Here is a 13,415-nt window from a genome sequence, read left to right as displayed (position 1 = left end):
CGCTGGGGGGCCTCTTCGTCGGGGCGGTTACGCCATCCACCGGTCGGGCCGCGCGTCCCGGCGGCCGGTCCGGGACCGTTCGGCCTGGCCCCGTAGCAGCTCGGCGGCCTCCTGCGCGTCCCGCAGGCGCGCCGTCACCGTCTTGCCGGCCCCGTTGTCCACGTGGACGTCCGCGACGCGCCAGAGCCGCTGCCAGGGTCCCTGCCGCAGCCGTACGCTCTGCACCTTGGCGTGCGGCACGAGGGCCACGCTCCGGCGCAGCAGTCCGTGCCGCGCGGCGAACACCGTGTCCGTGACGGCGATGCCGTGGCCCCGCCACCAGAGCGGGACGCAGCGCCCGGCGCGGCGCGGGGGCCGGGACAGCGCGGCCGCCCGCGGGACGGCCACCCCGGGCAGCACGCGCGCGACGACGGCTTCCGCCGCCGCGCGCGGGGCGACCGGCGCGAGCACGGAGTTGGCCGAGCCGGCCACGTCGAGCTCGACGCGCACCCAGCCGCGTCGCCGCCACAGCAGCGGCTCGACGATCCGCACGGTCTGCACCCGGCCGGGCGGCACGGTCTCGTGCGCGCGGTCGAGCAGGCCGTGGTCGATCCGCAGCCCGTCCGGCGACTCGCCGACCGTCCAGTCGTACTCGCCCACGAACCGGCCCACGCTGCTCGCGCCCGCCGCGCCGAGCAGAGGCACGCCGGTCGCGAGGACCGTCCACACGCTGTGGGTGGCCAGCCACAGCACCGGCGGTACGACGAGTGCGGCGGCGAGCGCGCCCCAGGTCGCGCCGGTCAGCAGCAGCGCCACCGCGAGATCGCGCGCCGGCACGCGCAACAGCTCGCGCGCCGGCGCCTCACCGACCTCGCGCGCCGTCTCGGGCGCGAAGCCCGCCGCGCGCGCGAGCAGTTCGGCCCGCAGCGCGCGTGCCTCGTCCTCGCCCAGGAAGGCGAGCTCGTCCTTCTTGTCGGCCCCGACGACGTCGAGCCGCAGCTTCGCGACGCCCGCGATCCGCGCGAGCAGCGGCCGGGTGACGTCGATCGCCTGGATGCGCTCCAGCCGGATGTGCGCGGCGCGCCGGAACAGCAGGCCGGTCCGTATGCGCAGCTCGGTGTCCGTGACCGCGAAGTGCGTGAACCACCAGGACAGGAACCCGTACAGGGCGGCCGCCGGGACGACCACGGCGAGCGCGATCAGCAGGGTCGTCGTGGTCAGCCGGGTCAGCTGCTCCTGCGCCCGGTTCGGGTCGTGCGCCGCCCAGCCGACGAGCAGCGCGACGGGCGCCCACGCCCGCCGGAACGGCGTCACGGGGTGCAGCCGGCGCTCGGTGACGGCCCGTTCCCCGCCGCGTGCGCCCTCCGCGGCGCGTACGCCGCCCCCTCCGCGTGCGCCGCCCCCGCCGGGTACGCCGTCCTCGACGCCCGGCGTCGTCACAGCCCCGCCGATCGGGCCTCGCCGAGTTCGGTGAGCCGGTCCCGCAGCCGTTCCGCCTCGGCCGGGTCCAGGCCCGGGATCCTCGCGTCGGTCGCGGCGGCCGCGGTGTGCAACTGGACGCCGGCCAGCCCGAAGTGCCGCTCCACGGGGCCCGAGGTCACCTCGACGAGCTGCATCCGCCCGTACGGCACGACCGTCTCCTCGCGCCACAGCACACCCCGGCTGATCAGCAGCTCGTCGGCGCGCTCCGCGTACCGCCAGGAGCGCCAGTTGCGCTCCAGCATCACCCAGCCCCACGCGATCCCCGCCAGTGGCAGCAGCGCGAACGCGGCCCACGCCGGGCCGGCGAGCAGGCCGAGCGGGAGGCCGGTGCCGACGGCCGCCGCCCCGAGCCACACCACCAGCAACAGCCGCCGCATCCGCAGCAGCCCCGGAGGCAGCCCGGTCCACACGGGCCCGGCCCCCCTCGTCTCCACGTCTCCCGCGCTCCCCGTCTCCATACGGTCAGCGTACGTAGGGGAGACTGGGTCCATGACTCCCACGACGGAGACCACGGTCGGGATCGGCGGCGCCGCGGAGAGCACCGACATGGTGCTCAACATCGGCCCCCAGCACCCCTCCACGCACGGGGTGCTGCGGCTGCGGCTCGTGCTGGACGGCGAGCGCATCAGGCACGCGGAGCCGGTGATCGGCTACATGCACCGCGGCGCGGAGAAGCTGTTCGAGGCGCGCGACTACCGCCAGATCATCATGCTGGCCAACCGGCACGACTGGCTCTCGGCCTTCTCGAACGAGCTGGGCGTGGTCCTCGCCGTGGAGCGCATGCTCGGCATGGAGGTCCCCGCGCGCGCGGTGTGGACGCGCACGCTCCTCGCGGAGCTGAACCGCGTGCTCAACCACCTGATGTTCCTCGGCTCCTACCCGCTGGAACTGGGCGGCATCACCCCCGTCTTCTACGCCTTCCGCGAGCGCGAGGTCCTCCAGAACGTCATGGAGGAGGTGTCCGGCGGGCGCATGCACTACATGTTCAACCGCGTCGGCGGCCTCAAGGAGGACCTGCCGGCCGGATGGGCCTCACGCGCGCGTGGCGCCGTCGCCGCGGTGCGCTCGCGCATGGACGTCTTCGACGACCTGGTGCTGGGCAACGAGATCTTCCGGGGCCGCACCCGCGATGTGGGCACCCTGACGCCGCGGGCCGTGCACGCGTACGGCGTGAGCGGGCCGATCGCGCGCGCCTCCGGCGTCGACTTCGACCTGCGCCGCGACGAGCCCTACCTCGGGTACGGCGAGCTCCAGGACGTGCTGAAGGTGGTGACCCGCGACGAGGGCGACTGCCTCGCCCGTTTCGAGTGCCTGCTGGAGCAGACGCACAACGCGCTCGACCTCGCGGACGCCTGCCTGGACCGCCTGGCCGACCTCCCGCCCGGCCCGATCAACCAGCGGCTCCCCAAGGTCCTCAAGGCGCCCGAGGGACACACGTACGCGTGGACCGAGAACCCCCTCGGGATCAACGGCTACTACCTGGTCAGCAAGGGCGAGAAGACCCCGTACCGGCTGAAGCTGCGCTCGGCCTCGTACAACAACATCCAGGCGCTCACCGAGCTGCTGCCGGGCACGCTGGTCGCGGACATGGTGGCGATCCTGGGGTCGATGTTCTTCGTGGTCGGGGACATCGACAAGTGACGGGACGCCGGCGGGCGACGGGAAGCGGGCCGGCGGAAGCGGCCCGGTGACGTGCGGGGGGCGGGTCAGCCGGGGAGCCCGAGCGGGTTCGGGATCCCGGCCGGCTGGATCAGCCAGCCGAAGTCGCCCAGTCCGCCCGGCGCGGTGAGCTCGGCGGCCTCCCCGGCGCTCGTGAGGGCGCGGACGTACGCCGCGGGGTCCGTGGACGCGAGCGCGAGCGGGGGGCGTGCGCCCGAGACGCCGAGGGCGCTCAGGGCGGTGCGCTGGCTGAGCAGGAGCGCACCGGCAGGCGCGCACGCCGGCGCGTGAGCCCTGACGGCCGCTCCCGGGACGGCGACCGCCCCCGCCGCCGCGCAGGCGTCCAGTGCCACATGCGCCGTGATGTCGCACGACCCGTCCGGCACGGGCGCCGTCTCGCGCCCCTCGCGGAAACCGGTGAGCGTGCCGAACGGGGGGCGCGCGTCCGCCGTGTGCGCGTAGTCCACCGCCACCGCGAGCCCCCGCGTGACGCACGAAGCGGCGGCCGCCCAGGCGAGGTCCCTGGGCAGGCCGATCTCCGCGCGCAGCCCCTCCTCGCCCGGCAGCGGCCACCACCGCGCGAGCCACTCCGCTTCCGCCCCGGACACCGGTTCGCCGAGCCGCTCGGTCCCGTCGTCCCGGACGAGCACCCGCCGGGCCACGCCGGCGGCGTCGACCTCGACGACCTCGACGGGCACGTTGTCCAGCCACTCGTTGGCGAACAGCACCCCCGTGACCCGCGGCGGAGGCGCGGACCGCCACGCGACGCCGGGAGCGAGCCCCTCCGGCCGGGGGGCGAGGTCGACGCCGTACGCGCGCGTGCGGGCGGCCACGTCGGCGGGGAGCGCGGCGAGCACCCCGGTGACCAGCTCGCCGCGGCCGGCGGCCATGTCGACGAAGTCGAGCGACACGGGCCGGCCGAGCGCCTCGTCGACCCGGCACAGCAGCCGGGCCACCGCGGCGGCGAACAGCGGGGAGGCGTGCACGGACGTACGGAAGTGCCCGGCCGGACCCTCGGGTCGCAGGTAGAAGCCGTCCGGGCCGTACAGGGCCGCCTGCGCCGCCGCCCGCCAGCCGCGCCACGCGCCGGGAGCCGTCACCTTCTCCTCCACCTGGTCAGACTATGCGCACAACTGATCACGTCCTCCACCTTGCGGAGTACACGCGTCGGCTGCGGATCGGCCCTCCGGTTGACCCTGCACGCATCAGGCTTCCCTACGCTGGGTTACGTGCAGCGCCTCTATGACTTCCTCCGCAGGCACCCGACCGGGGTCGACGGCTTCTGGGCCGTCGTCCTGCTCGGGATCTCGCTCACGGCGGAGACCACGCGACAGGAGGCCACGGGGACGGACGCCCCGGCACGGATCGTCCCGGTGGTGATCCTGCTGTGCCTGGTGATCGCGCTGCGCCGCCGCATGCCCGACAAGATGCTGCTGCTGGCCTGCGCGCTCGGGCTGGCGCAACTGGTCCTCGACGTCTCGACGACGGCCGCCGACTTCGCCCTGCTGGTGATCGTCTACACGGTCGCCGCGACCGGCGCCCGCTGGGCGTCCCGGCTCGCGCTGGGCATGGGGCTGATCGCCGCCACCCTGGCGCAGCTGCGCTGGCCGAACGAGCAGACGAGCGTGGCGGGCAACATGGCGATCGTCGTCTTCCAGACGGTCCCGTTCGCCCTCGCCTGGGTCCTCGGCGACTCCATGCGCACCCGGCGCGCCTACTTCGCGCAGCTGGAGGAGCGCGCCGCGCGCCTGGAGAAGGAGCGCGAGGCGCAGGCCAAGGTCGCGGTCGCCGCGGAGCGCGCCCGCATCGCCCGCGAACTGCACGACGTCGTCGCGCACAACGTGTCGGTGATGGTGGTGCAGGCCGACGGCGCCGCCTACGTCCTCGACGCCGCCCCCGACCAGGCGAAGAAGGCGCTGGAGACGATCTCCTCCACCGGCCGCCAGGCCCTCGCCGAGATGCGCCGCCTGCTGGGCGTGCTGCGCACCGGCGAGCACCAGGAGGGCGGCGAGTACGTGCCGCAGCCGGACGTCGAGCAGATCGAGGACCTCGTGGAGCAGTGCCGCGGCTCCGGACTGCCCGTGGACTTCAAGATCGAGGGCACCCCGCGGCCGCTGCCCAGCGGCGTCGAGCTCACCGCGTACCGCATCGTGCAGGAGGCGCTGACCAACACGCGCAAGCACGGCGGACCCCACGCGGGCGCCAGCGTGCGCCTGGTCTACTTCGACGACGGCCTCGGCCTGCTCGTCGAGGACGACGGCAAGGGCGCCCCGCAGGAGCTGTACGAGGAGGGCGGCGCGGACGGCCGGGGCCACGGTCTGATCGGCATGCGCGAGCGGGTCGGCATGGTCGGCGGCACCCTGGACGCGGGCCCGCGTCCCGGCGGAGGATTCCGCATCAGCGCTCTCCTCCCGCTCAAACCGGCGCACTGACGTCGACGCGCGCCCCGCGTTGACACCTGTCACGACCCCGGGCCGGCCACGGCCCACCGGCACCCCCGCCCACCGAGACCGAACAGACGGAAGAGGACCCGATGACGATCCGCGTGATGCTCGTCGACGACCAGGTGCTGCTGCGCACCGGGTTCCGGATGGTGCTCGCCGCCCAGCCGGACATGGAGGTCGTGGCGGAGGCGGGCGACGGCGTCGAGGCACTCCAGGTGGTGCGCTCCACGGCGGTCGACGTGGTCCTCATGGACGTGCGCATGCCCAAGCTGGACGGCGTGGAGGCGACCCGGCGCATCTGCGCGGCGCCCGAGCCGCCGAAGGTGCTGATCCTGACCACCTTCGACCTCGACGAGTACGCCTTCTCCGCGCTGAAGGCGGGGGCCTCCGGCTTCATGCTCAAGGACGTGCCGCCCGGCGAACTGCTCGCCGCCATCCGCTCCGTGCACAGCGGTGACGCGGTGGTCGCGCCGTCCACCACCCGCCGGCTCCTCGACCGGTTCGCGCCGATGCTGCCCAGTACGGGCAAGGAGCCGCAGCACAAGGAGCTGGAGCGGCTCACCGAGCGGGAGCGCGAGGTCATGGTGCTGGTCGCGCAGGGCCTGTCCAACGGCGAGATCGCGGCCCGGCTGGTGCTCTCCGAGGCGACCGTCAAGACCCACGTGGGCCGCATCCTGACCAAGCTGGGGCTGCGGGACCGGGTGCAGGTGGTGGTCCTGGCGTACGAGACGGGCCTGGTGCGGGCCGGCGGGCGCTGAACCCCGCGGAACGTCACCCGCGCGCGACGCGTGCCCACTAGGGTCTGCGCATGCTCCTGTGGATCAACGGCCCCTTCGGGGGCGGCAAGACACAGATCGCACACGAGATCCGGCGCCGGCTGCCCGGAAGCGTCGTCTGCGACCCCGAGCACGCGGGCTTCGGCCTGCGCCGCATGCTGCCGCCGGAGCTCCGAGGCGACTTCCAGGACCTGGTGTCCTGGCGGCAGGGCGTCGTCGAGGTGCTGGACCTCGCCCTGACCCGGCACGACGGCGTGGTCATCGCCCCCATGACCGTCACGGACTCCGGCTACTTCGCCGAGACGGTCGGCCGGCTGCGGGAACTCGGCCACGACGTGCGGCACTTCACGCTCCTGGCCGAGCGCGAGACCGTCCTGGGGCGGCTGCGCGAGCGCGGTTTCGGGCGTCTCCTCGGCCGCGTCGCCGGACGGAACACCGCCCGGCGCCGTGAGAGCTGGGCCGTCCAGCGGCTCGACCACTGCCTGGAGCGGCTGCGCGAGCCGGAGTTCGCCGAGCACCTGTGGACGGACCACGCGACCGTGCCGAAGACGGCGGACCGCATCGCCGTCCTGGCCGGGCTGACCCTGCGGCCGAACACCGAGGGCCCCCTGCGCACGCGGCTGCGGCAGGCGCGCGTGGGACTGCGGCACATCCGCTTCGACTGAGGCCCGGCGTGGCGCGGCGGGAGGTCCGGTGCGGTGCCGTACCGCGTCCTAGCGGAGGATCCCCTCGAGGAAGTCGCTGCCCAGCCGGGCCACCACCGTCACGTCCAGCTGGTGCAGCACGTACCGTCCGCGCCGGCGGGTGGTGACCAGGCCCGCCTTCTTGAGGACGCCGAGGTGCCGGGATATCTCCGGCGCCGTCATGCCGTGCGCCTGGGCCAGTTCGGTCGTGGTGTAGGCGCTGCGGGCCAGGAGGCGGCAGATCCGCATGCGCACGGGGTGGGACAGCGCGGTCATCCGCAGCGCCAGCTGCTCGACCGACGGCGGCGAGACCGACTCCGGCGAGCCGACCGGGTAGTGCAGCACCGGCTGCCAGCCGTACCGGTGCAGCACCATCAGATGCGGCCGGCCGAGGCTCGTCGGGACGCACAGCAGGCCGCCGTCCGCGGTGGCGGTGCGGCCCTCGGCCAGTTTGTCCACGGTGATCCGCGCGGTGCGCTCGTCCAGTGTCACGGCGGGGGACACCGAGGCGAGAGCTTCGGCCAGCCCCTTGCGGTGCAGCAGCTCGGTCTTGTGGCGGGCGTCGGCGGCGAGCGGATGGCGGACCCGGGCCCAGACGTCGGCGAAGAAGGCCTCGTCGCAGTCCTCCAGGAACCGTCTCAGCCAGGCGCGCACGCGGGGCGGGTCGTCGAGCAGCCGGCGGGTGAAGCGCACCTGGCGGGGACCGCGCGACGCGGCCAGGTCGAGGGCGCGGCGGTGCAGCGCCGGGTCGGAGAGGACGCCGGAACCCGGCAGGTCGTAACCGGGCGCGCAGGTGAACTCCAGGGCCGAGTCGACGAACTGCTCGTCCGTCAGCTTGTCCAGGAGGTCCAGGTCCTCGGCGAACGTGGCGCCCGGCAGCGTGCTCCGGTCCGGCATGCCGGCGTACGGCAGGAAGAGGTCCGAGAACGTCGTCCGCCACAGGAAGTCGGCCTCGCACATCCGGTCGGCCAGATGCGGGTCCAGACGTGCGGTGACGCTCGTGACCCAGCCCTGGAGGCCGGGGTGGTGCCCCGGCTCGGACAGCGCGTGCAGCGCCATGCCGAGCTCGGCCAGGGGAGAGGGCACGATCGCGACCCTCTCCGGCCGCAGGCCCGTGATGTCGATGCTCACGCTCATGCCCACATGGTGCACCCCGCCACCGACAGCAGGCCGGCCCACGTCCCGTCACTCCTGGCCGCCGACCTCGCTGATCCCGTCGGTTCCGTCGGTTCCGTCGGCCACCGCCGTCACCCGGGCGACGAAGTCGGCGACCGCCGCCCTCACGTCGTCCGCGGTCCACTCCAGACCGGGGGCGCGGACGGTGACCTCGGTGAAGGACAGGCCCGGCCCGCCGCGGTCCCAGGGGGCGGAGAAGAGCATCGTCTTCGTCTCCTCGGCCTGGAGCGCGGCCGCCTCGCCGAGGACGTCCGCCGGGTACGGCAGCCAGACCTGGAACTCGTGGGTGTGCGGCACCTCGGGGTGCACCCGTGCCCACGGCACGCCCGCCTCGGCGAACCCCTCGCGCAGCGCGCGGGCCACCACGCGCGCGTGGGCGACGTACTCCGGCAGCCGGGGCAGCGCCCGTTCCAGGCCGATCAGGGCCGACAGCGCCGTGGGGAACTGCTGGAAGACCATGCCGCCGTAGCGGTGGCGCCAGACCTTGGCCTCTTCCACCAGCGTCCGCGGGCCGGCCAGGGCGGCGCCGCCGAGCCCGTCGAGGGACTTGTAGAAGGACACGTAGACGCTGTCGGCGAGACCCGCGATCTCCGCCAGGGAGCGGCCGAAGTGGACGGTGGACTCCCACAGGCGCGCGCCGTCGAAGTGCACCACCGCGTCCCGCTCGCGCGCCGCCTCCACCACCTCCGTCAGCTGCTCCCAGGAGGGCAGCACGAAACCGGCGTCCCGCAGGGGGAGCTCCAGCATGAGCGCCCCGAAGGGCTCCTCGACGGCGCGCACCTCGTCGGCCGTGGGCAGCCGGGGCTCGCTCGTCACCCGGACCGTGCGCAGCCCGCTGACCGCGCCGAACGCTCCTCGTTCGTGCACCTCCGGATGGGCCAGCGCGTGCAGGGCGACCGTGGGGGTCCCGGTGCGGCCCGCCCAACAGCGCAGGGCGACCTGCTGGGCCATCGTGCCGGTCGGGAAGAAGGCGGCGGCCTCCGTCCCCAGCAGGGCGGCGACCCGCTCCTCCAGGACCTCCACGACGCCGTTGCCGTAGGCGTCCGCGCGTTCGTCCAGGTCGTGGACCTCGGGGGCGGCCTCGTACAGCTGCGTCAGCCGTTCCCGGAGCGTGCCCAGGAAGCCGGGGCGCCACAGGACCCGCTCCGCCTCGCGGAAGGCCGCCGTCCGCCGCTCCCGCAGCCGCTGCCGCGCCGGCTCCTCCGTGCCGTGTCCCGCGCCGTCCCCCGCACCGTCCCCCGTGCTCCGCACGGCGCCTCGCCCGCTGTCCTGTTCCGCTGTCTCCGTCATGCCCCGGATCATGCCGCGCCCCGCCCGCGCGCGGTACGCCCGTCCCCGGCCCGCGGACCGCCCGGCGCCGGCGAGCCACCGCCGTGCCGGAGGGCGCGCGAGACGATGCGAGGCGCGCGAGGCGCGCGAGGTGGTGCCGCGCGGCCGCCGCGCGCCCGACCGAGGCCCCGGCCGCCGCCGTCGGCGACCCACAGCCTGTGGATGACGGGACGCCCCGGGAACCGATCGCGTTAACATGACGAGAAATCGTCCGGTACCCGGAGCGGACTGGAACGGGAAGGCCGCCGTCGCGTGAGTACAAGCCAACAGCCAGATCCCAGGGACCGCCCCGCGCGGCTCACCGTCGGCGTCGTCGGCGCCGGCCGCGTGGGCCCCGCGCTCGCCGCGTCCCTCCGGCTCGCCGGACACCGCCCGGTCGCGGTCTCCGGCGTCTCGGACGCCTCCCGGCGCCGGGCCGCCGCGATGCTGCCCGACGTCCCGCTGGTCCCGCCCGCCGAGGTCCTCCAGCGCGCCGACCTGGTCCTGCTGACCGTCCCCGACGACACCCTGCCCGGTCTCGTCGAGGGCCTCGCCGAGACCGGGGCCGTGCGGCCGGGGCAGCTGCTGGTGCACACCTCCGGACGGTACGGCGCACGCGTCCTCGACCCCGCCCTGCGCGCGGGCGCGCTGCCGCTCGCGCTGCACCCGGCGATGACCTTCACCGGGACGCCCGTGGACGTCCAGCGTCTGGCCGGCTGCTCCTTCGGCGTCACCGCGCCCGAGGAACTGCGCCTGGCCGCCGAGGCCCTCGTCATCGAGATGGGCGGCGAGCCGGAGTGGATCGCCGAGGAGAACCGGCCGCTCTACCACGCGGCCCTCGCCCTGGGCGCCAACCACCTGGTCACGCTGGTCGCGCAGGCCATGGAGCTGCTGCGCGCGGCCGGCGTCGGGGCCCCCGACCGGATGCTCGGCCCGCTGCTCGGCGCCGCCCTCGACAACGCCCTGCGCTCCGGCGACGCGGCGCTCACCGGCCCGGTCGCGCGCGGGGACGCGGGCACCGTCGCCGCGCACGTCGCCGAACTGCGCGAGCACGCCCCGCAGACCGTGGACGGCTACCTGGCGATGGCGCGGGCGACCGCCGACCGCGCGCTCGCCCACGGACTGCTCAAGCCGGAGCTGGCGGAGGACCTCCTCGGGGTACTCGCCAACGGGACCGACGGCGCCGAGGGAGATGCCGGATGACCACGACCCTGCTGCGCACCGCCGACGAACTGCACGCCCGCACGCGTGCGGGCCGTAGGGCCGTCGTGATGACGATGGGCGCCCTGCACGAAGGCCACGCCACCCTGGTCCGCGCCGCCCGCGAGATCGCCGGACCGGAGGGCGAGGTCGTCGTCACGGTCTTCGTCAACCCGCTCCAGTTCGGCGCCGGCGAGGACCTCGACCGCTACCCGCGCACCCTGGACGCCGACGTCAAGATCGCCGAACAGGCCGGGGCGGACGTCGTGTTCGCCCCCGCCGTGGACGAGGTCTACCCGGGCGGCGAGCCCCAGGTCCGCGTCAGCGCGGGCCCCATGGGGGAGCGGCTGGAGGGCGCCTCGCGCCCCGGCCACTTCGACGGCGTGCTCACCGTCGTCGCCAAGCTGCTGCACCTCACCCGGCCCGACGTGGCCCTGTTCGGGCAGAAGGACGCCCAGCAGCTCGCCCTGATCCGCCGCATGGTCCGGGACCTGAACTTCGGCGTCGAGATCGTCGGCGTGCCGACCGTGCGCGAGGACGACGGACTGGCCCTGTCCAGCCGCAACCGCTACCTCTCCGAGGCCGACCGGCGCACCGCGCTCGCGCTCTCCCAGGCGCTGTTCGCGGGCCGCGACCGGCACGCCGCACAGGAGGCGCTGCGGGCCCGCGCGCGTGAGGTGCCCGCCACGCACGCGCGTGCGGAGGCGCTCAGCGCCCTCGGCGAGTCCCGCGCGGCCGCCGACGCGCACGCCGTCGCCAAGGCCGTCCCCGGCTCGGCCGCGGCCGTCCGCGCCGCCGCCCGTCTCGTCCTCGACGAGGCCGCCCGGACGCATCCGCCGCTGGAGCTGGACTACCTCGCACTCGTCGACCCGTCCGACTTCACCGAGATCGGGGACGACTTCACCGGCGAGGCCGTCCTCGCCGTCGCCGCCCGCGTCGGGTCGACCCGGCTGATCGACAACCTTCCCCTCGTCTTCGGAGCCGCCTCGTGACCAGCACAGGCATACGACTGCACGCGCCCGCGCCCGGGTGGGCCATCTCCGCGGACGTCGTGGTCGTCGGCTCCGGCGTCGCCGGCCTGACCGCCGCCCTGCGCTGCGAGGCCGCCGGGCTGACGACGGTCGTCGTCACCAAGGCCCGTCTGGACGACGGCTCCACCCGCTGGGCGCAGGGCGGCATCGCCGCGGCCCTCGGCGAGGGCGACACCCCGGAGCAGCACCTGGACGACACGCTGGTGGCGGGCGCGGGCCTGTGCGACGAGGACGCCGTGCGGATCCTGGTCACCGAGGGCCCCGACGCCGTACGGCGCCTCATCGACACCGGCGCCCACTTCGACGAGTCCTCCGAAGGCGGCCTGGAACTCACGCGCGAGGGCGGCCACCACCGCCGCCGCATCGCGCACGCCGGCGGCGACGCGACGGGCGCGGAGATCTCCCGCGCGCTCGTCGAGGCGGTACGCGCGCGGGGACTGCGCACGATCGAGAACGCGCTGGTCCTGGACCTGCTCTCCGACGCGGACGGCCGCACGGCCGGGGTGAGCCTGCACGTCATGGGCGAGGGCCAGCACGACGGCGTGGGTGCCGTGCACGCCCCCGCGGTCGTCCTCGCGACCGGCGGCATGGGCCAGGTCTTCTCCGCCACCACCAACCCGTCCGTGTCCACCGGTGACGGAGTGGCCCTCGCCCTGCGCGCGGGCGCGGAGGTGAGCGACCTCGAGTTCGTGCAGTTCCACCCGACCGTGCTGTTCCTCGGCCCGGACGCGGAGGGCCAGCAGCCGCTCGTCTCCGAGGCGGTGCGCGGCGAGGGCGCCCACCTGGTCGACGCGGACGGCGTGCGCTTCATGCTCGGACAGCACGAGCTGGCCGAACTCGCGCCCCGCGACATCGTCGCCAAGGGCATCATGCGCCGCATGCAGGAGCGGGACGCCGAACACATGTTCCTCGACGCCCGCCACTTCGGCGCCGAGATGTGGGAACACCGCTTCCCGACGATCCTGGCCGCCTGCCGCGCGCACGGCATCGACCCGGTCACCGAGCCCGTCCCGGTCGCCCCGGCCGCCCACTACGCCTCCGGGGGCGTGCGCACCGACTCCCACGGCCGGACGACCGTCGCGGGCCTGTACGCGTGCGGCGAGGTCGCCTGCACCGGCGTGCACGGCGCGAACCGGCTCGCCTCCAACTCCCTCCTGGAGGGCCTGGTCTACGCCGAGCGCATCGCGGCCGACATCGCGGCGAGCCGCGCGGACGACGGCCTCCACGCGCGCGTGCCCGCGCCGGTCGAGCAGCCCGAGAAGCCCGCGCACCCGCTCCTCGCCGCGGAGGCCCGGTTCGCCGTCCAGCGGATCATGACCGAGGGCGCGGGCGTCCTGCGCTCCGCCGGGTCGCTGGAGAAGGCCGCCGACCAGCTGCAGCGGCTGCACGCCGAGGCCCGTGACGCCCTCGACGAGAACGGCAAGACCGCCGAACCCGGCGTCGACACCTGGGAGGCCACCAACCTGATGTGCGTGGCCCGCGTCCTGGTCGCCGCCGCGCGGCTGCGCGAGGAGACCCGCGGCTGCCACTGGCGCGAGGACCGCGCCGAGCGCGACGACACGAACTGGCGCCGCCACATCGTCGTACGGCTGAATCCGGACCGGACCCTCGCCGTACACACCACCGATACCGCAGACTTCCCCCCTACCCGGCAGCACCAGCAGGAGCAGTGACAGA

At 75.0% G+C, this 13,415-nt stretch carries 12 protein-coding genes; 7 read left to right on the top strand and 5 right to left on the bottom strand.

Features of this window, described 5'->3' with window-relative positions; translation table 11 throughout:
* Positions 1-27: 27 nt before the first annotated feature.
* A complete protein-coding gene (locus tag ACH4F6_RS36420) occupies positions 28-1,302 on the bottom strand; it encodes a PH domain-containing protein (protein ID WP_397964768.1) in 1,275 nt (424 codons plus the stop codon).
* 113 nt (positions 1,303-1,415) lie between these two features.
* The gene (locus ACH4F6_RS36415; RefSeq protein WP_397964702.1) at positions 1,416-1,919 is read right to left on the bottom strand and encodes a PH domain-containing protein; all 504 of its coding nucleotides are present in this window, start codon (positions 1,917-1,919) and stop codon (positions 1,416-1,418) included.
* A 31-nt stretch (positions 1,920-1,950) separates the two neighbouring features.
* On the opposite strand from ACH4F6_RS36415, the gene ACH4F6_RS36410 reads away from it, so the two are divergent.
* A complete protein-coding gene (locus tag ACH4F6_RS36410; RefSeq protein WP_397964701.1) occupies positions 1,951-3,102 on the top strand; it encodes an NADH-quinone oxidoreductase subunit D in 1,152 nt (383 codons plus the stop codon).
* Between the two features lie 65 nt (positions 3,103-3,167).
* Here ACH4F6_RS36410 and ACH4F6_RS36405 read toward each other — a convergent pair whose 3' ends face one another.
* Entirely contained in the window at positions 3,168-4,232 is a 1,065-nt protein-coding gene (locus tag ACH4F6_RS36405; RefSeq protein WP_397964699.1) for an SAM-dependent methyltransferase, read from the bottom strand.
* Positions 4,233-4,349: 117 nt separating this feature from the next.
* Here ACH4F6_RS36405 and ACH4F6_RS36400 point away from each other — a divergent pair, with 117 nt between their 5' ends.
* The 3 genes from ACH4F6_RS36400 to ACH4F6_RS36390 all read left to right on the top strand — a co-directional run bounded on the left by ACH4F6_RS36400 (position 4,350) and on the right by ACH4F6_RS36390 (position 7,005).
* Positions 4,350-5,552 (top strand): sensor histidine kinase, encoded by a 1,203-nt coding sequence (locus ACH4F6_RS36400; protein WP_397964698.1) that lies wholly within the window; start codon positions 4,350-4,352, stop codon positions 5,550-5,552.
* Between the two features lie 101 nt (positions 5,553-5,653).
* Positions 5,654-6,322 (top strand): response regulator, encoded by a 669-nt coding sequence (locus tag ACH4F6_RS36395; protein ID WP_397964696.1) that lies wholly within the window; start codon positions 5,654-5,656, stop codon positions 6,320-6,322.
* A 50-nt stretch (positions 6,323-6,372) separates the two neighbouring features.
* Positions 6,373-7,005 carry an AAA family ATPase gene (locus tag ACH4F6_RS36390; RefSeq protein ID WP_397964695.1) on the top strand — a complete coding sequence of 211 codons (633 nt, stop codon included), beginning with the start codon at positions 6,373-6,375 and terminating at the stop codon, positions 7,003-7,005.
* Between the two features lie 48 nt (positions 7,006-7,053).
* Here ACH4F6_RS36390 and ACH4F6_RS36385 read toward each other — a convergent pair whose 3' ends face one another.
* Positions 7,054-8,160 carry a DUF5937 family protein gene (locus ACH4F6_RS36385; RefSeq protein ID WP_397964694.1) on the bottom strand — a complete coding sequence of 369 codons (1,107 nt, stop codon included), beginning with the start codon at positions 8,158-8,160 and terminating at the stop codon, positions 7,054-7,056.
* Positions 8,161-8,208: 48 nt separating this feature from the next.
* Positions 8,209-9,489 carry a threonine aldolase family protein gene (locus ACH4F6_RS36380; protein WP_397964693.1) on the bottom strand — a complete coding sequence of 427 codons (1,281 nt, stop codon included), beginning with the start codon at positions 9,487-9,489 and terminating at the stop codon, positions 8,209-8,211.
* 291 nt (positions 9,490-9,780) lie between these two features.
* Between ACH4F6_RS36380 and ACH4F6_RS36375 the strand changes: the two genes are divergently transcribed.
* From ACH4F6_RS36375 to ACH4F6_RS36365, 3 genes are read left to right on the top strand one after another with little or no spacing between them, the layout of a single operon-like run.
* Positions 9,781-10,710 carry a Rossmann-like and DUF2520 domain-containing protein gene (locus tag ACH4F6_RS36375; RefSeq protein WP_397964692.1) on the top strand — a complete coding sequence of 310 codons (930 nt, stop codon included), beginning with the start codon at positions 9,781-9,783 and terminating at the stop codon, positions 10,708-10,710.
* A complete protein-coding gene (gene panC / locus ACH4F6_RS36370) occupies positions 10,707-11,699 on the top strand; it encodes a pantoate--beta-alanine ligase (RefSeq protein WP_397964691.1) in 993 nt (330 codons plus the stop codon). Before ACH4F6_RS36375 ends, panC begins: the two co-directional genes overlap by 4 nt.
* A complete protein-coding gene (locus tag ACH4F6_RS36365) occupies positions 11,696-13,411 on the top strand; it encodes an L-aspartate oxidase (protein ID WP_397964689.1) in 1,716 nt (571 codons plus the stop codon). Before panC ends, ACH4F6_RS36365 begins: the two co-directional genes overlap by 4 nt.
* Positions 13,412-13,415 lie beyond the last annotated feature (4 nt).

Origin of the sequence: Streptomyces sp. NPDC017936, from assembly GCF_044328485.1 — a bacterium.
Classification (GTDB): domain Bacteria; phylum Actinomycetota; class Actinomycetes; order Streptomycetales; family Streptomycetaceae; genus Streptomyces.
This window is presented reverse-complemented; position numbering and strand designations above follow the sequence as displayed.